Here is a 20045-nt window from a genome sequence, read left to right as displayed (position 1 = left end):
CTACTTCTCGAACCCGTATTCGAACTCGGTTTGGTGGTCGGGTCCTTGCCACCGTAGCTGCGGACCAACTCGTATAGCCGCAGCTTGTGCCCGGGCATATCGCCGACCTCGAGCACGTAATGCTGCGCGTACTTGTTTTCACTCGCCGGCACATCGAACGCGGCGATCTGCTTTTCTTGTGCAATGGCGACGGCTGCAAGCCACATGCGCTGACTTCCCCGCGCCGAACCCAAAATATTTTGCCGATCCCGCGACGGATTTCCCGCCGGCCCCCGTTAAACAGGGGTACGCAACGCGAGAGCCCCCGTCATGGACCATCCGAACGACATCTCACCGGCCGCCATCGCGCTGAACCGTTTCGGTCTCGGCGCGCGGGCCGACGAAGCGCCACCGGCCGATCCGAAGGCCGCGCTGGTCGCCCAGTTCGACCGTTACGACGCGCGTCCCGCCGCATGGGCAGCCGAACCGGACGCGGTCACGCTCGCAACCCGGTTCGCGAATACCCGCAACGCGATGACGAGTGACGACGCGGCCGCAAAGCGCGCGACCGCGCAGTCGATCCGTCGCGACGGCTACGACGCGTATCGCAGCGCGGTCGCCGCGCGGCTGAACAGCGCGCTCGCCACGCCCGCGCCGTTCGTCGAGCGTCTCGTGCATTTCTGGGCGAACCATTTCGCGGTGTCGGTCGACAAGGGGCAGGTCGCCGCGTATGCGGGCGCATTCGAGCGCGATGCGATCCGCCCGCACGTGCTGGGCCGCTTCGAGGACATGCTCGTTGCGGTCGAGCAGCATCCCGCGATGCAACTGTTCCTCGACCAGGCGCGCTCGGTCGGCCCGGACAGTCCGGCCGCGCTGCGCGCCGAAGCTCGCAATCCGGCGGCGCGGCGCGGCCTCAACGAGAACCTCGCGCGCGAAATCATGGAACTGCACACGCTTGGGGTACGCACCGACTATACGCAAGCGGACGTGACGGAATTCGCGCGTGCGCTGACCGGCTGGAGCATTGCCGGTGGACGCGGACCGCAGCCCGGCGATGCGGCGCCCGGCGCGTTCGTGTTCCGCCCGAAACTGCACGAACCGGGCGCGCGAACGGTGATGGGCCGCACTTACGACCAGCCGGGCGAAGCACAGGCGCGCGCGATCCTGAGCGACCTGGCGCGTGCGCCGGCGACGGCCCGGCATATCGCGTTCCAGCTCGCCCGTCATTTCGTCGCCGACAATCCGCCGCCCGCGCTCACCGACCGGCTCGCCCGCGCATTCGAGACGAGCGGCGGCGACTTGCCGACCGTCTATCGCGCGCTGGTCGATGCGCCCGACGCCTGGTCCCCGGTCAATCGCAAGTTCAAGACGCCGTGGGAGTGGGCCGTGTCGTCGCTGCGCGGGCTCGGCTGGCGCGACGCGGGCGACCTGAAGGCCGCGCCGCTGCTCGCGCAACTCGGCCAGCCGGTGTGGCGGCCCGGATCGCCGGCCGGCTTCGACGACGTCGCCGCGAGCTGGGCCGCGCCCGACGCGCTGGTGCGCCGCGTCGAGATCGCGCAGCGGTTTGCCGCACGCACGGGCGACCGGCTCGATCCACGCACGCTCGGCAATACGCTGCTGGCCGGCTCGCTGAGCGCACCGACGGCGACTGCATTGTCCCGTGCCGAAAGCGCGACCACGTCGCTCGCGCTGCTGCTCGTGTCGCCCGATTTCCAACGGAGATGAACATGGCTCGATCCATTACCCGTCGACATTTCCTGAGCATCGCCGCCGCCGGTGCGGGCGCGATCCTCGTCGCGCCGTGCATCGCGTTCGCGAACGTCGAAACCGACCGGCGGTTCGTGTTCGTGATCCAGCGCGGCGCGGCCGACGGTCTGAACATCGTCGTCCCGTATGCGGAACCCGCGTATGCGTCGCTGCGCGGCCCGCTGGCGATTGACGCGTCGGCCGCGACGCGCATCGACGGCACGTTCGCGCTGCATCCGTCGCTCGTGCAGACCGCGCAAATGGTTCGCGACAAGCAGGCGTTGTTCGTCCACGCGATCGCGTCGCCGTATCGCGACCGCTCGCATTTCGACGGCCAGAACGTGCTCGAGACCGGCGGGCGCGCGCCGTACCAAGTGAAGGACGGCTGGCTGAACCGGCTCGCCGCGATGCTGCCGGCGACGCGGGACAACGCGATCGCGTTCGCACCGACGGTGCCGCTCGCGTTGCGCGGCAGCGTGCAGGCCGCGTCATACGCGGCATCGGGTTTGCCGGCCGCGCCGGACGACCTGCTCGCGCGCGTGTCGGCGCTGTACGAGGCCGACGCGCAGCTCGGGCCGCTGTGGCAATCGGCGATGGCCGCGCGCGGCCTCGCCGGCGACGCGCATGCGCGCCAGGATCCGGCGGGCGTCGGCAAGCTCGCGGCGACGTTTCTCGCGCGCGACGACGGCCCGCGGATCGCGATGATCGAGACGGGCGGCTGGGACACGCACAGCGCGCAGAACGCGCGGCTCGCGAATCAGTTGAAGGCGCTCGACACGATGCTCGCCGCATTGCGCGACGGTCTCGGGCCCGCGTGGCGGCAGACCACGGTGCTCGTCGCGACCGAGTTCGGCCGCACCGCCGCCGCGAACGGTACGGGCGGCACCGATCATGGGCAGGCGTCGGTCGCGATGCTGGCGGGTGGGGCGGTCGAGGGCGGACGCGTGATCGCCGACTGGCCCGGCTTGCGGCCGGGTGACCTGTACGAAGGGCGCGACCTGAAGCCGACCGCGTCGCTCGACGCGTTGATCGCGGGCGCGGCCGCCGAAAGCCTGCGGCTCGATCCCGGCCGTACCGCATCCACGCTGTTCGCGGAAAGCGGCACGACGCGGCCGATGACGGGCCTCGTTCGCGGGACCGCGTGACGCGCGGCATGCGCATGTTCGCATCCGCCAACCGATTACACATGACACAACAGGGAGAAATCGACGATGAAGATCCGATCCGTATCGCTTGCCGTATGGGTGACGATGAGCGCCGCGCTGATGTCCGCATGCGTGGTGGAACCGGCGCGGCCGCCGCAGCCCGCGCCGGTCGCCGAAGTGATGCCGCCGCCGCCCGCACCCGGCTATCGCTGGGCGAAGGGCCATTACCGCTGGGCCGGCAACCACTGGGCGTGGGTGCCGGGGCATTGGGTGGCCGTGTATTGAAGCGGGCGAACGGCGCGCCGTTCACCAATCGATCCGGTGCTTCTCCTCGGTTTCGCTGTGCCGCCAGTCGTCGTCCGCGTGCAGATACTGGCTCGTCGTCGTCAACGATACGTGGCCGAGGTTGTCGCGCACGAGCCGCAGGTCGACACGGCCGTCGGCCATGTGCGAGCCCGCACTGTGGCGCAGCCAGTGCGCGGATGCCTGTTCGAGAACGCGCGCCTGTTCTTCGCCTGCATTCCCTTGCGCACGCAACCGGTCGGCCGCGAACCGGAACACCTGCTTCACGATCCGGTGCAGCGCCGCGCGCGTGAGCGGCTTGCGCGTGTGACCGGCCGGCAGCACGAGCGGCGTGTCCTCGCCGTCGGCGGGTAGCGCGGGCAGGCCGTGCGCGCGCCGGTAGCGCGCCAGCTCGGCCATCATTTCGCTGGTGGCGGGCACGAGCCGTTGCCGGCCGCCTTTGCCGGTCACGTCGAGCCACCAGCGATCGCGCCCGTTCGCATCGCGCCGCGCGAAGAATTGCCCCATCGTCGTATCGGCTGCTTCAGTGATGCGCAGCCCGCCGAGATACAGCAGCGTGAAGACCCAGCGCGCGCGATCCGCATGGAAGGATGCGCGCGCGTCGTCGCGTGGCATCGCGGCGATCGCGTCCTTGACCGCCTGCCACAGCGGCGTCCCGAGATGGCGCGTGACGCGCGGTGCGGGCCGTCGTTGCCGCTGCCGCGACAGCGCGAGCGGATTGCCGGCCAGATAGCCGGCCTGCACGAGCCACGAGAACATCACGTTCAGGATCACCATCGCCTGCCGCTGGCTGGCCGCCGACAGCGGCCCGTAGAACGGCCGCCAGCGCGGATCGCCGCGCGGATGCTTGCGCCCGCCGTTCGCGCACCACACGTCGGCCGGCGCGGGCGCGAGCAGGAACTGCCGGTAGACGACGAGATCCTCGTGCGTGAGCGACGACAGCGGCTTGCCGCACGCGATCACGGCCCAAAGAAGCAGGCGTTCGGCTTCCTTGCGGTAGTTCTGGAACGTGGTGGGCGTATCGACGAAGCGCGCGAGCCATGCGCGCACGGCGTCGAGATCGTGGGTCGCGGCGATCTGCGGATGCGCGCCGGTCGAGCGGTTGGTGCCCGCGCGTCCGTCGAGCGCGGCCGGCACGGTCAGCGCATCGATCGGCTGCGGCCGCAGCGCGGCGTCGGACGGAACGGGTGAGGTCATGCGAACAGGGGGCGCGGCTCGCCCGTGGACGGGTGGGCGCACGCGGCGCGACGAAGCGGTCGAGGAAGCGCCGATGGTAATACACGATCACCACGCGGTGAAGCCGCCGTCGAGCGCATCACCGCAGCGACAACACGTCGTTCGGCAACATCCGCACGAGCGTCGCGTACCGCGTGACGCCCGTCTTCGAGAAGATCGTACGTAGATGCGAGCGCGCGGTGTGCTTGCCGATCTCGAATGAGGGGGGCGGCACGCGTGCTGTAAGCGATTTGCGAACTTTCGTGCGCGCCGTTCGTCAAATCGCCCCGCCAACGTTTCCAGAGGAACATCAAATGATCCGCAAGACCCGAACGCTGCTCGGCGCGGCCGTGATTGCCGGCAGCACGCTGCTCGCCGGATGCCAGACCGACGCGGCCGCGACGGATGCGCGCGCGGCTCGCCCGGCCGACGGCCGTCCCGTGACCCAGACCGTTCATGTCGCGCCGCAGATGGCGCGCTGCACGGGCGTCGCGCCGATGGACTGCCTGCAGGTGCGCGGCAGCCCGGCCGAGCCGTGGAGCCTGTGGTACGCGGGCATCGAGGGCTTTGCGTACCAGCCCGGCTATCAATACGTGCTGGAAGTCGACGAATATCGCGTCGCGCAGCCGCCGGCCGACGGTTCGTCGATCCGCTGGGTGCTCAAGCGGATCGTCGAGCGCCGTCAGGTGAACTGACGGCCGCGCCTGCCCGCGGCACCGTTCATGCGGACGGCCGCGGCGCGACCGGCCGCGGCGGCGCGGCGGTATCGATCCGCCGGAACACGACGGACGACAGCAGCGTGACCGCGCCCATGCAGACGAACGACAGCATGAAGCCGTTCGCCATCGAGCCCCAATGCGCGGCGAACAGGTTCACGAGCCCGCCGCCGATCGACACGCCGAGCCCCATCGCCAGCATCTGCATCATCGTGAACAGGCTGTTGCCGCTGCCGGCGTCGGCGTGCGACAACCCCTTCAGCGTCACGGCGTTCATCGCGGCGAACTGCATCGAGTTCGCGGCGCCGAACACGATCAGCAACGCCATCTCCAGCGCCGGCGCGGGTCGGGCCGAGACCAGCGCGAACCCCGCGATCGCGCAACCGACGATCCCCGTGTTCACGACCAGGAACGTCGCGTAGCCGAAGCGTTTCGCGAGCGGTGCGATCCAGCGCTTCGCGAGCACGCCGGCGATCGCGGCCGGCAACATCATCATCCCCGACTGCAGCGGCGTATAGCCGAGCTGCACCTGCATCAGCAGCGGCAGCATGAACGGCACCGCGCTCGTGCCGATCCGGCACAGCAGGTTGCCGAGCAGGCCGGAGCCGAAGTTCGGCTCGCGGAACAGCCCGAGCCGGAACAGCGGCTGCGCGCGGCGCCGTGCATGAGGCAGGTACGCGAGCGCGCTCGCCACGCCGAGCACGGCGAGCCCGATCGCCCAGCCGGTGCGGTGCGCGGGCATCGGCGGATCGATCGCGAGCGACAGCGCGATCATCGCGACCGACAGCAGCGCGCAGCCGACGAAGTCGAACGGCGGCGGCTGCGTCGCCTGGTCGTGCGGCAGGAAGCGCTGCACCGCGAGGAAGCCGACCACGCCGACCGGCACGTTGACGATGAACACCCAGTGCCAGGAAATCGCCTGCGTGAGCCAGCCGCCGAGCGTCGGCCCGACGATCGGGCCGAGCTGCCCGGCGATCGACACGAACGCGATCGCCGCGACGTACCGTTCGCCCGGCACGCGGCGCAGCACCGCGAGCCGCCCGATCGGCAGCAGCATCGAGCCGCCGATGCCCTGCACGGCGCGCGCGACGACGAGCTGGCCGAGCGTGTGCGACGCCGCGCAGCCGATCGACGCGAGCGAGAACACCAGGATGGCGAGCGAGAACACGCGGCGCGTGCCGAACCGGTCCGCGAGCCAGCCGGACGCCGGCGTGAGCATCGCCATCGTCAGCGTGTAGACGACCACGACCGGCTGCATCGCGAGCGGCGACGCATGCAGGCTTTGCGCGATCGACGGCAGTGCGGTGTTGACGATCGTCGTGTCGAGCGACTGCATGAAGAACGCGGCGGCGACGATCCACAGCAGCGCGGAGTGTGAGGGTTCGCGGGACATGACGAAATGGGAAGTGCGGCGACCGGCGCGGCGACGACGTGACGGGCGACGCGGCGTGGCGGCGGCAGGCTCGCGCCGGCGCACGGCCGGTCTACAAGCGTTCGATGGTACCGATTCCGGTGGTCATCGGGAAGCCACCTGAAGACATTGACTGTCATCGGAATTGGCGATGACAATGCGGGATGCTCAATCCAATCTGGCTCAAGACGTTCGCGACCGTCACGAACTGCCGCAGCTTCACCGAAGCGGGGCGGCAACTCGGGCTCAACCAGTCGAGCGTCAGCGAACACATCCGTCGTCTCGAAGAGAGCGTCGGCCGGCGGCTGTTCGTGCGCGACACCCACTCGATCGCGATGACGGCCGACGGCGAGGCGCTGCTCGTGCACGCGAACGTGATCCTGCAGGCGCTGAGCCGCGCGGAATCGCAGTTCCGCAAGCCGCGGCTGCAGGGCCGCGTGCGGCTCGGCGCGTCGGACGATCTCGCGCTGGTCGCGCTGCCGGACGTGCTCGCGGCGTTCCGCGCCGCGCACCCCGACGTCGCGCTGGAGATCACGACCGGCATGACGAGCCGGCTCTACGAGTTGATGGATGCGGGCGCGCTCGACCTGATGGTCGGCAAGCGGCGGCTCGGCGAGCGGCGCGGCACGCCGCTGTTGCGGGCGCGGCTCGAGTGGGTCGCGCGGCCGGGCACCGTGGTCGATCTGGAGCGGCCGCTGCCGCTCGTGCTGGTCGCGGAGCCGAGCGTCACGCGCGCGGTCGTCTTGAACGCGCTCGCGGAAAAGGGGATCGGCTGGGAAGTCGTGTGTTCGAGCAGCAGCCAGCCGGGCTGCATCGCGGCCGCGCGGGCCGGGCTCGGGCTCACCGCGACGTCGCAGTACCTGTCGGCGCGCGGCCTGGCGCCGCCGGTGAATGGCGACGGGCTGCCCGCGCTGCCCGACGTCGAATTCATCGCGCTCGCCGCGAAGCGGCTCAGCCAGCCGGCCGGCACGCTGCTCGAGCTGCTGGAAACCAGTGACCTGCGCGCCCCCGGCGCGGCCGATCAAAGCGTGTAGCGCACATCGCCACCAGACCTCAACTGTTCACGCGGGATCCGGCCGGATGCCCGCCGGCCGGGCCGCGCACTGCCCACCGCCCACCGCCCGCCGCGCACCGCGCACCGCCCACCGCCCACCGCCCACCGCCTGTGACTGCGTCATGCCGCGCGTTTCTGCGAAATCACCAGCAGCGCGCCGTTCTTGTCCTCGAGCACCGCGCGGTATTCGTGCGGCCCGGCCTGCACCGGCACGCGCACCGACGCGCCGGCCTTCACGACTCGCGCCATCGCCGCGTAAAGGTCGTCGTCCTCGTCCACGCGCAGCGTGAGCGCCGCGCGCTCGACGATCTGCTCGTCGCCGGCGACCAGCGCGATCGTCAGCGGGCCGCCATCGAGCGCGCAATAGCGGTCGCCGTCGCGGAACTTTACGTTCAGGCCCAGTCCGTCGACAAACAGCGGCAGGGCTGTGTCGATGTCGTCGACCGGGTACAGCAGCATCGAAACCTTCATTCCCTCTCTCCCTTGTCGTGATGTGACCGGCGCGCGATGCACCGTCGTTCGATGCTAGCGCGCGGTGCCGGCCGCGACGCAGTCCGATCGGATGACGGTGAAACCCCTCTGTCCCCGCAGGCGTGCCGTTACTCCAAACAGACGATGTCCGTGCGGGCCCGCGCGCCGACACTCCCATCCGTGGACCGTCGCTATTCGTCCGTATCGTGCGGGCGGCTGCACGACCCCGACTCGTCCAACATACATGGAGACGCACGCAATGAAGTTTTCCCTCATCTACGAAGCCCAGACCACCGACGCATCGCGCGAGGGCGACCACCGGGTGTTCAAGGAGACGGTCGAGCAAGCGCTGCTGGCCGAGCAGGTCGGCTTCGACACGATCTGGTGCGTGGAGCACACGTCGCTGACCAACTATGCGCACATGAGCGCGCCGGAAACCTTCCTTGCGTACCTGGCCGGCCGCACGACGCGCATCGGCCTCGGTCACGGCGTCGTGTGCCTGCCGCCGGCGATGAACCATCCGATCAAGGTCGCCGAGCGCGTCGCGCTGCTCGACATCCTGTCGGGCGGCCGCGTGCATTTCGGCGTCGGCAAGGGCGGCAGCCAGCAGGAGGCGGGCGCGTTCGGCTACGACCTCAACGAACTGCAGCCGATGATCGACGAGTCGATGTACCTGGTGCCGAAGATGTTCGTGCAGGACGAGATCGAGCACGACGGCAAGTACATCAAGATTCCGAAGCGCCCGATCCACCCGAAGCCGTTCCAGGATCCGCATCCGCCGATGTACCTCGCCTGCACGAACACCGACGCGCTGCTGCGCGCGGGCCAGCGCGGGATGGGTGCGCTGGTGCTCGGCTTCGGCGGCCCCGATGAAGTCGCGAAGAAGAACGCGGTCTATCGCGAAGCGTGGGCGAACCGCAAGCCGGAAGACCAGGTCGGCTTCCGCCCGACCCAGCACCTCGCGGCACTGTGCCCGACGGTCGTGATGGCCGACGGCCAGAAGGCCCGCAAGATCGGCATCCGCGGCCAGCGCTACTTCATGGAATCGCTCGCGTACTGGTACACGGGCGGCGAGCGTCCGGACCCGGCGAAGTGGGGCGACGACCTCGTGCAGGCCGATACCGGCGAGATGGTGATCCGTTCGCGCTTCGCGTCGGAGGAAGTCGTCGTGAACTTTGCCGATCCGGCGCTCGCGATGATGAACCCGAACCACGCGTACGGCACGGTGGACGACTGCATCGGCTACGTGGGCCGCCTGCAGGAAGCGGGTGTCGACGAAGTGCTGTTCCTGTGCCAGATGGGCACGGTGCCGCACGACGCGCAGATGGAGACGATCCGCAACATCGGCGAGCACGTGATCCCGTTCTTCAACAAGGAGCAGGAGCGCGCCTGCGCGTGAGGCGGACAGGGCCGCGCCGCGCCCGTCGTCCCTTCGGACGATGCGGCACGGCCGCGCGAGCCCGACCATCGGCAGCAGGAACCCTCGCTCGCGGCGCCGGCCGCGACGGACAACGTTAAGAGAGATCGGGGTGGCGCGGCAGCGCGCTCCGTTTCACAGGAGACATTCGTGCATCGCGACAACGATTCGAACGCACTGGCCGCCACCCTGATCGCCCGGGCCGAGGCGCTCGCGCCGACGCTCGCCGGCCGCGCCGCGCAGGCGGAAGCGCAGGGCCGCATCCCGGCCGAGACGATCGCCGACATGCAGGTCGCCGGCTTCTTCAAGGTGCTGCAGCCGACGCGCTATGGCGGCTACGAGCTCGATCCGCAGGTCTTCTTCGACATCCAGATGGCGCTCGCGCGCGGCTGCATGTCGACGGCATGGGTGTACGGCGTCGTCGGCGTGCACAACTGGCAGCTCGCGCTGTTCGACGAACGCGCGCAGCAGGACGTGTGGGGCAAGGATCCCGCGACGCTGATCGCATCGACCTACATGCCGGTCGGCCGCGTGACGCCGGTCGAAGGCGGCTTCCGCCTGTCCGGCCACTGGAAGTTCTCGAGCGGCAGCGAACTGTGCGAATGGGTGTTCCTCGGCGCGCTGGTGCCGCCAGCCGTTGCCGGCCAGCCGCCGGAATACCGCACGTTCCTGCTGCCGAAGTCCGACTACCGGATCCAGCAGGACTGGGACGTGCTCGGCCTGCGCGCGACCGGCAGCCACGACATCGTCGTCGACGACGTGTTCGTGCCCGCGTACCGCACGCACAAGGCGATCGACGGAATGATGGGCACGAGCCCGGGCCTGGCTGTCAACGACGCGCCGCTGTTCAAGCTGCCGTTCGCGCAGATCTTCGTGCGCGCGGTGTGCACGTCGTGCATCGGCGCGCTGCAGGGCGCGCTCGACGATTTCACCGGCTATGCGGCCACGCGCGTGTCGGCCAACAGCGGCGCGAAGACGACCGACGATCCGGGCGCGCAGAGCGCGTGCGCGAACGCGGCCGTCGCGATCGACGAAATGAAGGTGCTGCTCAAGCGCAACTTCGCGGAACTGATGGCGTCGGTGACGGGCGGCCCGGCCGTGTCGATCGAGCGCCGCGTGCATTTCCGCTACCAGTCCGCGCAGGTCGCCGAGCGCTGCGCGCAGGCCGCGAACGCGCTGCTGCGCCATGCGGGCGGCAACGGGATCTACCACCGCAATCCGCTGGTGCGCCGCTTCCTCGACCTGCACGCGGCCCGCGCGCACTACGCGAACAACGTGGACCGCTTCGGCCAGAACCTCGGCGCCGTGATGCTCGGCCGCGAGAACACGGACTACTTCATCTGACGGGGCTGCAATGAACGACACGCAAGCGCAGCAATACGTGTTCGACGTCGTGGTCGTCGGCTCGGGCGCGGGCGCGCTGCTCGCGGCGTGCCGCGCGGCCGACCGCGGGCTGTCCGTCGTCGTGATCGAGAAGACGGCGCTGTACGGCGGCACGTCGGCGGTCTCCGGCGGTGGCATCTGGATACCGTGCAATCACCATATCGCGGCGCTCGGCGCGACCGATACGCGCGAGGCCGCGCGCCGGTATCTCGACGCGTGCACGGCGGGCGCGTCGCCGTCCGACAAGCTCGACGCGTATCTCGACCAGGCGCCCGAGATGCTGCGTTACCTCGAAGCGAAGACGCCGGTGCGCTACCAGGCGCTGCCGAAGTACGCGGACTATTTCCAGAAGCTGCCGGGCGCGATGCCGGGCTATCGCGCGCTCGATCCGCTGCCGTTCGACGGCGGGTTGCTCGGCGACGAGCTCGACCGGCTGCGTCCGCCGTCGCCCGGCACGCTGATCGGCGGCCGCGTGGCCGTGACGTCGAAGGAGGCGCACACGCTGTTCGCGCGCGGGCCGGGCTTCATGACGCTCGCGATCGCGCAGTTCGGCCGCTACTGGCTCGATCTCGGCGTGCGCCGCCGCACGCGGCGCGACCGGCGTCTCACGCTCGGCAACGCATTGATCGGCGGGCTGCGCCGCGCGCTGCTCGACCGCAACGTGCCCGTATGGCTCGACACCCCGATGCGCGACCTGCTCGACGTCGACGGCCGCGTGACGGGCGTGCGTGCGCAGCGCTTCGGGCAGCCGGTGACGATCGTCGCGCGGCGCGGCGTGATCCTCGGCGCGGGCGGCTTCGAGCGCAACCAGCCGATGCGCGAACGCTACCTGCCGCAGCCGACGCAGATGCAATGGAGCGCGACGCCGCCGGCCAACACCGGCGACGCGATCGCCGAAGGCCACCGGCTCGGCGGCGCGCTCGCGCTGATGGAACACGTCTGGGGCGCGCCGACGGTCGGCGTCACGGGCGAGGAGAAGCAGCGTGCGCTGTTCGTCGAACGCAACCTGCCGGGCTGCGTGATCGTCAACGGTCTCGGCAAGCGCTTCGTCAACGAAGCCGCGCCATATTCGGAATTCGTGCCGGCGATGTATCGCGACCATGCGCGCACCGGCGCCTGCGTGCCGGCCTGGATGGTGTTCGACGCGAGCTTTCGCCGCAAGTATCCGTGCGGGCCGATCATGCCGGCGTCGATGATGCCGGATGCGCGGATTCCGGACGCGTTTCGCGACGTGCTCGTGAAGGCCGACACGATCGATGCGCTCGCCGCGCGGATCGGCGTCGATGCGGCCGGACTGCACGACACGTTGCGCGACATGGCGCGTTACGCGGCAACCGGTATCGACGAAGCGTTCGGCAAGGGCGACAACCTGTTCGACACGTACTACGGCGATCCGAAGAATCAGCCGAATCCGTGCCTCGGGCCGGTCGACGAGGCGCCGTTCTACGCGATGCGGATCGACGCGGGCGACATCGGCACGAAGGGCGGGCTCGTCACCGACGCGCACGCACGCGTGCTGCGCGCCGACGGCGTACCGGTCGACGGCCTCTACGCAATCGGCAACACCAGTGCATCGGTGATGGGCGCGAGCTACCCCGGCGCGGGCTCGACGCTCGGGCCGGCGATGACCTTCGGGTTCATCGCCGCCGACCACCTGGCCGCGCAAGCGGCTGACGCAGGCGGCCGGTCGGACCGGCCGTCCACGACTGAACTTGACGGAGTCCAATCATGAGCGATCTCACAACCCATCCGCTGCGCACCGACATGCTGCTCGCGATGCGCCGCCTCGCGCGCTCCGTCACGGTCATCAGCAGCGCGCGCGACGGCCGGCGCTACTCGATGTCCGCGACGGCGGTCGACTCGCTGTCGACCGATCCGCCGTCGCTGCTGATCTGCATCAACCGCAATGCGTCGCTGTATCCGCCGCTCGATGCGGGTGCGCCGTTCTGCGTGAACGTGTTGTCGGCACGCCATGAAGGCATCGCGATCGACTGCAGCGGCCGCCTGAAGGGCGAGGCGCGCTTCACGACCGGCGAGTGGCGCACGTCGCCGCTGGGTGTCCCGTATCTGCACGATTCGCAGGCGAGCCTCGTGTGCGAGCAGGACGGCCGCTTCGAATACGGCACGCATACGGTGTTCATCGGGCGCATCCGCGAAGTGCTGATGAGCGGCGACGTCGATCCGCTCGTCTATCTCGACGGCGCCTATACGACACCCGGCGCGCCGGCGGCTCGCGCGGCTGCATGACGTGAGGAATCTGCGATGAGCGATTCGCGCTTCCACCGGCTGACCGTGGCCGACGTCATCGCCGAAAGCGACGACGCCTGCTCGTTCGTGTTCGACGTGCCCGCCGCGCTGCGCGATGCGTTCGCGTACCGGCCCGGGCAGTTCCTGACGCTGAACGTGCCGTGCGCGGACGCGACCGTCGCGCGCTGCTACTCGCTGTCGAGCGCGCCGGGCATCGACGCGGCGCCGAAGATCACCGTCAAGCGCGTGCGCGACGGCCGCGCGTCGAACTGGCTGTGCGACCGCATTCGCGCGGGCGATGCGCTCGACGTGCTGCCGCCGGCCGGCGTCTTCACGCCGCGCACGCTCGACGGCGACCTGCTGCTGTTCGCGGGCGGCAGCGGCATCACGCCGGTGCTGTCGATCCTGAAATCGGCGCTCGTGCACGGCCGCGGGATGCTGACGCTGATCTATGCGAACCGCGACGAGCGCTCGGTGATTTTCCGCGAAGAGTTGCAGCAGCTCGCGCACCGCCATCCGGGCCGCCTGCGCGTGATCCACTGGCTCGACAGCGTGCAGGGCGTGCCGCAGCAGCGGCATCTCGAGGAACTCGCGCGGCCGTTCAGCCGGCAGGAGACGTTCATCTGCGGGCCGGCGATGTTCATGGAGAACGCGCTTGCCGCGATGCTCGGCCTCGGGCTGCCGCGTGCGCGCGTGCATGTCGAGCGCTTCGCGTCGCTGCCCGATGCGCCGGCGCGGGCCGATCCGGAGGCATCCGCCGCGACGACCGCCGCGTCCGGAGACGGCGCGGCGATCGAGACGGTGCTCGACGGCGAGGCGTTCGCGTTCGACAGCGCGCCCGGCGAAACGCTGCTGGACGCGATGCTGCGCGCCGGCCTGCCCGCGCCGAATTCCTGCCGCATGGGGCAGTGCGGCGCGTGCATGTGCCGAATCGAACGCGGCGAAGTGGCGCTCGACGGCAACCACGTGCTCGACGACGACGAGATCGCGGCCGGCTGGACGCTCGCCTGCTGCGCGCGGCCCGCGAGCGACGCGCTGCGCGTGGTGTTCCCCGATTGAGCCGCGGCGCCTGCGGCGCGCGCGGCAACCCTGTTGCGATGCATACGACGATGGACAACGAAATCCTCACCACGCCCGCGCTGATCGCGCGGGCTGCCGCGCGCCACGGCGCGCATCCGGCGATCGAGTCGGAGCATGGCCGGCTGACCTATGCGGAACTCGACGCGGCCCGCATCGAAGCGGCGCGCGCGCTGCTCGCGAGCGGCATCGACGTCGGCGACCGGATCGCCGTCTGGGCGCCGAACCTGCCGCAATGGATCGTGGCGGCGCTGGCGATCCACACCGTCGGCGCGATCCTCGTGCCGGTCAACACGCGGATGAAGGGCATGGAAGTGGGCGGCATCCTGCACGACGGCGGCGCGCGGCTGCTGTTCTGCTGCGGCACCTTCCTCGGCGAATCCTATCCGGCGATGCTCGCGCCGCACCGGCCCGCGACGCTCGAACGTGTCGTCGTGTTCGATGGCGAACCGCCGTCCGGCGCGCGCGACGAGACCTGGAACGCGTTCCTCGCGCGCGGCGCGGCGGTGCCGCTCGCCGCCGTGCGCGAGCGGGAGGCGCAAGTGACGCCCGATACCGTGATGGACCTGATGTTCACGTCCGGCACGACGGGCCGCCCGAAGGGCGTGATGACCGCGCACGGACAGAACCTGCGGGCCGCGCAGGCGTGGGCGACGATCGCCGGCGTGCGCCAGGACGACCGCTACCTGATCGTCAACCCGTTCTTCCATACGTTCGGCTACAAGGCGGGCTGGCTCGCGGCACTGTCGAGCGGCGCGACCGTGCTGCCGCATCTCGTGTTCCAGCCGGCCGATGTCTTGCGGCGTGTCGCCGACGAGCGCGTGTCGGTGCTGCCCGGCCCGCCGACGCTGTACTACGCGCTGCTCGACGCGCCCGATCGTGCGACGCGCGACCTGTCGTCGCTGCGGATCGCGGTGACGGGCGCGGCCGCGATCGCGCCGAGCCTGATCGAGCGGATGCGCGCGGAACTCGGCTTCGAGACCGTGCTGACCGGCTATGGGCTGACCGAATCGTGCGGGTTCGCGACGCTGTGCCGGCACGGCGATGATGCCGAGACGGTCGCCTGTACGTCGGGCCGGCCGATGCCGGACGTCGAGCTGCGCATCGCGGGGCCGGACGGCGCGGCGCTCGGGCCGGACGAGACCGGCGAGATCTGGGTGCGCGGCTACAACGTGATGCGTGGCTACTTCAACCAGCCGGACGCGACGCGCGAAACCGTCGATGCGGACGGTTGGCTGCACACGGGCGACCTCGGCTGCGTCGACGCGAACGGCAACCTGAAGATCACCGACCGGATCAAGGACATGTTCATCGTCGGCGGCTTCAACTGCTATCCGGCCGAGATCGAGCGGCTGCTGGCCGCGCATCCGGCCATCGCGCAGGTCGCGCTGGTCGGCGTGCCCGATACGCGGCTCGGCGAGGTCGGCCATGCGTACGTCGTGTTGCGTCCCGGCACGCACACCGACGCCGGCGCATTGAACGACTGGGCGCGCGACAACATGGCGAACTACAAGGTGCCGCGGCATTTCACGTTCGTCGAGCAATTGCCGACGAGCGCGGCCGGCAAGGTGCTGAAGTACCGGCTGCGAGCGGGCACCGAAACGGCGGCCTGAACGCCGGCGCGCGGGACTACAACGGGATGAACGCATGAACGACAACGGATTTCCGCAGGGCGCGGTGCTCGTGTTCGGCGGCGGCGGCGGGATCGGGCAGGGCGTCGCGCTCGAATTCGCGCGCGCCGGCGTGCCGGTCGCGCTCGGTTATCGCAGCAAGGCCGACGTGGCCGAGCGCGTCGCGCGCGATTTGCGCGACGCAGGTGTCGCGGCCACCACGCACGGCGTGGACGTGACCGATCCCGCGCAGATCGATGCGGCGCTCGCGGCCGCGATCGGCGCACATGGCCGTGTGCACACGATCGTGTGGGCGGCCGGCCCGTTCGTGAACCAGCGCCATATCGGTGACATGACGCACGACGACTGGCGTCGCGCGATCGAGGTCGAGACGGTCGGCTTCTTCAATGCGGCGAAGGCCGCGTTGCCGCATTTCCGCGCATCGGGCGGCGGGTCGTTCGTGACGCTTGGTTCGGCCGGACATCTGCGCTGGCCGGATCGCGATGGCTTGTCGGTCGCGCCGAAAGCGGCGAACGAGGCGCTGGTGAAGGGGCTCGCGCGCGAGGAGGGCCGTCATGAGATCCGTGCGAATTCGATCCTGGTCGGCGTGATCGAGGCCGGGATGTTTCCGGTGCTGCTCGAGCAGGGACAGTTCGACCAGGCGTGGATCGACGAGACGCAGAAGATGCTCGCGCTCAAGCGCTGGGGGAAGGCGCACGATATCGGGCGCGCGGCGGTGTTCCTCGCGTCGGACCGCGCGAATTACATCACGGGGCAGCAGTTGAACGTGTCCGGCGGGTACGGGTTGTAGCGAATCTGGTTGCGCACGCACCGACATCGGTATTCTCCCTGACCTGCATCGGACGATCGCGCATCCTGATCGCACGCGACCCGCGCACGGTCACGTCATTGAAACGTTTTGCTCCATCCGTGGTGCCGCAAGTGCGTGCCTGTCGTCGCGACTCGCATGCGCCGACGGCCGTGCATGCTTGTTCGGCGCGCGTCGCGGCCGATCACGGACCGCCTCCCCTGGCCACATGCACGGCGCTGAAGCGCGGAAAACAGATGCGTTCCTGAAACATTTCCGTCGATTCCCTCCCGCATCACCCCGGACGTCTGGACGCGATGCTTGTCCCGCGCCGGTCCGCGCCGCATGGCACACGCCTTGCAATTAGGCCGGGGCCGCTCGACACAACCGCGACTGATGGCAACGACGAATCGCGAGAGCGGCACGCGACGACATCGAAATATCGGGGATCGGATCGAGCCGCATGATGGCGGCCCGTCGTGCCGGGCGCACTGCGTCGTATCGGCGACACGAACGGGCACCGTCCGTTCGATCCGTCAAACAGCAAGCAAGATGTCGTGCCGGGGAACCCGCCGCGCGTGGCGGCATGTGCTGCGCGCGGCGGGTCGGCGTACCCGGCACATGTCGGGGAGACGCCCGTGAAAATGACAGTGAACCAATGGGCAGCGCTGACGATGGTGTTCGCGGCCGGCGCGCATGCGCAGGAAATCTATCTGCAGGGCGGCACGCAGGGCGTCGGCATCGGTGCGGCCGTGAGCTTCAATTCGGTGCTGGGCGCGCACGCGGATTTCAATGCGTTGACATCGTCCACCACCTGAACGTGGGGGATTCGTGCAGCATCTGAAACGAGGATGCTTATCTCAGATATGCGCTCACGGCCGCGGCGCGCGCGCTCAGCGTCGTTTCGGGAGTTGACCGGTGGCGCCACCCGCGAAGATTTGCGAAAAGAGCCGCAGCGCGTAATAGACCGGCTGCACGGCCGTGACGTCGCCTTGCGAATCGGCGATCGCGGTATCGCTCTCCAGCGACCCGTTGTTGTGGAAATTCAGGCCGCTCGCGCCGTACTGCGCATGCGTGAAGATGAAGTCGATCGCCCACAGCGCGCTCGCGAACACGTCGCTGACGCCCGCCGGCTTCGTGCTGTAGAAATATGAATTGGCCTCGTCCATCCGGAACGGCACGCCGGCCTTCTGCGCGACGGCCTGATGGGAGCCCACGTGATGCGGTCGACGCTGTTCCCGCAGATGCGCAGCACACCGCCGCCGAGCGCATTGAGCAGGCCGATCTGGTTCGCGTTGTCGGCGCGGAAACAGGTATTCCGGCCAATTCTTCTTAATTCCTGTCGGCGCGACTGCAAGAAAGATAATCCGCCGGACCGGTTATTCCGGCTGAGCCACATGCATGCGGCAGGCGTTTTCGTGGCGGTCCGCGCGTCGGTGCGGACCCGGTCTGCCGGCGGTGAATGGCCATTCGGCCGTCCTTTTTCATCGCTTCGATCCGGCTTACCGTGCACAACAGCAGTTCGACGCGTCGGACCAGCGGCGGAACCCGGGTGGCTTCCTGTCGACCGCTGCCGCCGGCCAACGCCGACCACCGTCTTCCGTCCGATCGCGACGGTGATAGCAATGCTTGCAATTCACCGTCGTGGCGCTATCATTGATAGCAACCCGGATGGAGGGACCCATGGCAAATCTTCTGGTGCGTAACGTGGATGACAGTATCGTTCAGAGCCTGCGCGAGCAGGCCGCTGCCAACGGCAGGAGTGCCGAGGCCGAACATCGGGCCATTCTGGCCGATGCGCTCGGCCGGCCGAAGCGACGAACATTCGCGCAGGTGCTGATGAGCATGCCGGATGTCGGCGAAGACGCGGATTTCCAACGTGTTCAGGATGCCGGCGAGGTCAGGCGTGTTTTTGATTGATACGAACGTCATCAGCGAGGTCAGGAAGGGCAAGCGAACCAACCGCGGCGTGCGCGCGTTCTTCAGGCAGGCCGAGGCCGACGCGAGCCCGCTTTACCTGTCGGTCGTGACGGTGGCCGAACTGCGGCGCGGCGTCGACCTCATTCGTCATCGCGGCGATCATCCCCAGGCATCGGCGCTCGACGCATGGATGGCGACCATCCTGTCCGGCTATGCGTCGAACATCCTGCCGATCGATATCGAGACCAGCCAGATGTGGGGCCATTTGCGCGTGCCCGATCCGGTGCACGCACTCGACAAACTGATCGCGGCCACCGCGCTGATCAACGATCTCACGGTCGTCACGCGCAATGTCGACGATTTCGCTCGCACCGGTGTCCGGCTGCTGAACCCGTTCGATTGATTCGGCTCGCCGCACCGCGGCAACCTGCCATCGCTTCCCGCCTTCTCCGTCGCGCCTAGCCCGTTCCACCGGGGTTCCTCGCGCGTCTGCTCCGCGCCCGATCCCCCGCGCATTCCCCGCCGATTTCCCGCCGATTTCCCGCCCGGCTCTCGTCCCAACAGACGATGTGACGCCATCCCCGACCGGCCAGAATCCTTTCATGAACAACGGATTCTGAACCTGGAGGAGGCCGACATGATCGATGTCCGTGCGCTCGGCTATGTCGTCGTCGAGGCGACCCGCGTCGACGCGTGGCGCCGCTACGCGGAAGACGTGCTGGGCATGCAGGCGCTCGACGCGCCCGACGGCGCGCTGTACCTGAAGATGGACGAGCGCGATTTCCGCTACGTGATCGTCCCCGGCACGACCGACCGCTATTTCGCGTCGGGCTGGGAACTGCCCGACGGCGCCGCGTTCGACGCCGCGCTCTCGGCACTGCGGCAGGCCGGCGTCGAAGCCGTGCACGCCACGCGCGACGAAGCCGCACTGCGCCGCGTGCAGGCGATGGCGTGGTGCACCGACCCGTCCGGCAACCGCCACGAGCTGTACTGGGGCGCGCGCTGCGACTTCCGCCGCTTCGTGTCGCCGCTGGGCGTGGCGCGCTTCGTCACCGGCGACATGGGGCTCGGCCACGCGGTGCTGCCCGCGCCGCAGTTCGACGCGACCGACGCGTTCGTGCGCGGCGTGCTCGGCTTCGAGCTGTCCGACATCTACCGCGTGAAGTTCACGCCGGATCCCGCCGAACCCGAGAAGCGCATTCACTTCATGCACTGCCGCAACGCGCGCCATCACAGCCTCGCGCTGTTCGAGATGGCCGTGCCGTCGGGCTGCGTGCACGTGATGGCCGAAGTCGACTCGATGGACGAAGTCGGCCGCGCGCTCGACCGCGTCGCCGCGCACGACGTGAAGATGTCGGCGACGCTCGGCCGGCACTGCAACGACCAGATGATCTCGTTCTACATGAAGACCCCCGGCGGCTTCGATCTCGAATACGGCTTCGGCGGCCTCATGGTCGACTGGTCGAAGCACGCGGTGTTCGAGGCCACCCAGGTGAGCCAGTGGGGCCACGATTTCAGCATCGGATACCGGTAAGCCAGCACG

Annotated in this window: 21 protein-coding genes; 16 read left to right on the top strand and 5 right to left on the bottom strand. The window is 69.3% G+C overall.

All coding sequences use genetic code 11. The annotated features are described in order from the left end of the window. Positions 1-309 precede the first annotated feature (309 nt). The 3 genes from DIE23_RS03945 (at position 310) to DIE23_RS03935 (ending at position 3155) form a co-directional block, all read left to right on the top strand. Complete coding sequence (locus DIE23_RS03945) at positions 310-1704, top strand: DUF1800 family protein (protein WP_124610901.1); 1395 nt, start codon at positions 310-312, stop codon at positions 1702-1704. Positions 1705-1706: 2 nt separating this feature from the next. Then, positions 1707-2870 (top strand): DUF1501 domain-containing protein, encoded by a 1164-nt coding sequence (locus DIE23_RS03940; RefSeq protein ID WP_124610900.1) that lies wholly within the window; start codon positions 1707-1709, stop codon positions 2868-2870. 66 nt (positions 2871-2936) lie between these two features. Next, positions 2937-3155, top strand: coding sequence for a YXWGXW repeat-containing protein (locus tag DIE23_RS03935; RefSeq protein ID WP_124610899.1), 219 nt, complete (start codon positions 2937-2939; stop codon positions 3153-3155). A 21-nt stretch (positions 3156-3176) separates the two neighbouring features. Here DIE23_RS03935 and DIE23_RS03930 read toward each other — a convergent pair whose 3' ends face one another. Continuing rightward, positions 3177-4370, bottom strand: a complete 1194-nt coding sequence (locus tag DIE23_RS03930) for a tyrosine-type recombinase/integrase (protein WP_185646378.1) — start codon at positions 4368-4370, stop codon at positions 3177-3179. 118 nt (positions 4371-4488) lie between these two features. Next, positions 4489-4623, bottom strand: coding sequence for a hypothetical protein (locus DIE23_RS39985; protein WP_260435971.1), 135 nt, complete (start codon positions 4621-4623; stop codon positions 4489-4491). A 79-nt stretch (positions 4624-4702) separates the two neighbouring features. On the opposite strand from DIE23_RS39985, the gene DIE23_RS03925 reads away from it, so the two are divergent. Beyond that, positions 4703-5083: a DUF4377 domain-containing protein gene (locus tag DIE23_RS03925; RefSeq protein ID WP_124610897.1), complete on the top strand. Its 381-nt coding sequence runs from the start codon at positions 4703-4705 to the stop codon at positions 5081-5083. Between the two features lie 25 nt (positions 5084-5108). Here DIE23_RS03925 and DIE23_RS03920 read toward each other — a convergent pair whose 3' ends face one another. After that, the gene (locus DIE23_RS03920) at positions 5109-6497 is read right to left on the bottom strand and encodes a DHA2 family efflux MFS transporter permease subunit (protein ID WP_124610896.1); all 1389 of its coding nucleotides are present in this window, start codon (positions 6495-6497) and stop codon (positions 5109-5111) included. 182 nt (positions 6498-6679) lie between these two features. On the opposite strand from DIE23_RS03920, the gene DIE23_RS03915 reads away from it, so the two are divergent. Further along, positions 6680-7549 (top strand): LysR family transcriptional regulator, encoded by an 870-nt coding sequence (locus tag DIE23_RS03915; RefSeq protein WP_124610895.1) that lies wholly within the window; start codon positions 6680-6682, stop codon positions 7547-7549. A 140-nt stretch (positions 7550-7689) separates the two neighbouring features. Here DIE23_RS03915 and DIE23_RS03910 read toward each other — a convergent pair whose 3' ends face one another. Beyond that, positions 7690-8040 carry a VOC family protein gene (locus DIE23_RS03910; protein ID WP_011355015.1) on the bottom strand — a complete coding sequence of 117 codons (351 nt, stop codon included), beginning with the start codon at positions 8038-8040 and terminating at the stop codon, positions 7690-7692. Positions 8041-8299: 259 nt separating this feature from the next. Between DIE23_RS03910 and DIE23_RS03905 the strand changes: the two genes are divergently transcribed. From DIE23_RS03905 to DIE23_RS03870, 8 genes are all read left to right on the top strand, one after another. After that, entirely contained in the window at positions 8300-9439 is a 1140-nt protein-coding gene (locus tag DIE23_RS03905; protein WP_124610894.1) for an LLM class flavin-dependent oxidoreductase, read from the top strand. A gap of 168 nt (positions 9440-9607) precedes the next feature. Next, positions 9608-10801, top strand: coding sequence for an acyl-CoA dehydrogenase family protein (locus tag DIE23_RS03900; RefSeq protein WP_124610893.1), 1194 nt, complete (start codon positions 9608-9610; stop codon positions 10799-10801). A 10-nt stretch (positions 10802-10811) separates the two neighbouring features. Next, positions 10812-12572, top strand: a complete 1761-nt coding sequence (locus tag DIE23_RS03895) for an FAD-dependent oxidoreductase (protein ID WP_124610892.1) — start codon at positions 10812-10814, stop codon at positions 12570-12572. Further along, positions 12569-13087 carry a flavin reductase family protein gene (locus DIE23_RS03890; RefSeq protein ID WP_124610891.1) on the top strand — a complete coding sequence of 173 codons (519 nt, stop codon included), beginning with the start codon at positions 12569-12571 and terminating at the stop codon, positions 13085-13087. The genes DIE23_RS03895 and DIE23_RS03890 overlap by 4 nt, the downstream gene beginning before the upstream one ends. Before the next feature lie 15 nt (positions 13088-13102). After that, positions 13103-14146: a ferredoxin--NADP reductase gene (locus DIE23_RS03885; protein ID WP_124610890.1), complete on the top strand. Its 1044-nt coding sequence runs from the start codon at positions 13103-13105 to the stop codon at positions 14144-14146. Between the two features lie 50 nt (positions 14147-14196). Next, entirely contained in the window at positions 14197-15777 is a 1581-nt protein-coding gene (locus DIE23_RS03880) for a FadD3 family acyl-CoA ligase (RefSeq protein WP_124610889.1), read from the top strand. A 34-nt stretch (positions 15778-15811) separates the two neighbouring features. After that, on the top strand, positions 15812-16585 hold the full coding sequence (locus DIE23_RS03875) for an SDR family NAD(P)-dependent oxidoreductase (RefSeq protein ID WP_124610888.1): 774 nt from the start codon (positions 15812-15814) through the stop codon (positions 16583-16585). Positions 16586-17220: 635 nt separating this feature from the next. Then, positions 17221-17400 (top strand): hypothetical protein, encoded by a 180-nt coding sequence (locus DIE23_RS03870; RefSeq protein WP_124610887.1) that lies wholly within the window; start codon positions 17221-17223, stop codon positions 17398-17400. A 75-nt stretch (positions 17401-17475) separates the two neighbouring features. Here DIE23_RS03870 and DIE23_RS03865 read toward each other — a convergent pair whose 3' ends face one another. Next, complete coding sequence (locus DIE23_RS03865; protein WP_124610886.1) at positions 17476-17799, bottom strand: hypothetical protein; 324 nt, start codon at positions 17797-17799, stop codon at positions 17476-17478. 466 nt (positions 17800-18265) lie between these two features. Between DIE23_RS03865 and DIE23_RS03860 the strand changes: the two genes are divergently transcribed. The 3 genes from DIE23_RS03860 to DIE23_RS03850 all read left to right on the top strand — a co-directional run bounded on the left by DIE23_RS03860 (position 18266) and on the right by DIE23_RS03850 (position 20036). Further along, a complete protein-coding gene (locus DIE23_RS03860; protein ID WP_124610885.1) occupies positions 18266-18502 on the top strand; it encodes a FitA-like ribbon-helix-helix domain-containing protein in 237 nt (78 codons plus the stop codon). Next, entirely contained in the window at positions 18489-18905 is a 417-nt protein-coding gene (locus DIE23_RS03855; protein WP_260435950.1) for a type II toxin-antitoxin system VapC family toxin, read from the top strand. The genes DIE23_RS03860 and DIE23_RS03855 overlap by 14 nt, the downstream gene beginning before the upstream one ends. 234 nt (positions 18906-19139) lie before the next feature. Then, on the top strand, positions 19140-20036 hold the full coding sequence (locus DIE23_RS03850; protein ID WP_124610883.1) for a VOC family protein: 897 nt from the start codon (positions 19140-19142) through the stop codon (positions 20034-20036). Positions 20037-20045 lie beyond the last annotated feature (9 nt).

This window comes from Burkholderia sp. Bp9143 (genome assembly GCF_003853645.1).
GTDB lineage: Bacteria > Pseudomonadota > Gammaproteobacteria > Burkholderiales > Burkholderiaceae > Burkholderia.
This window is presented reverse-complemented; position numbering and strand designations above follow the sequence as displayed.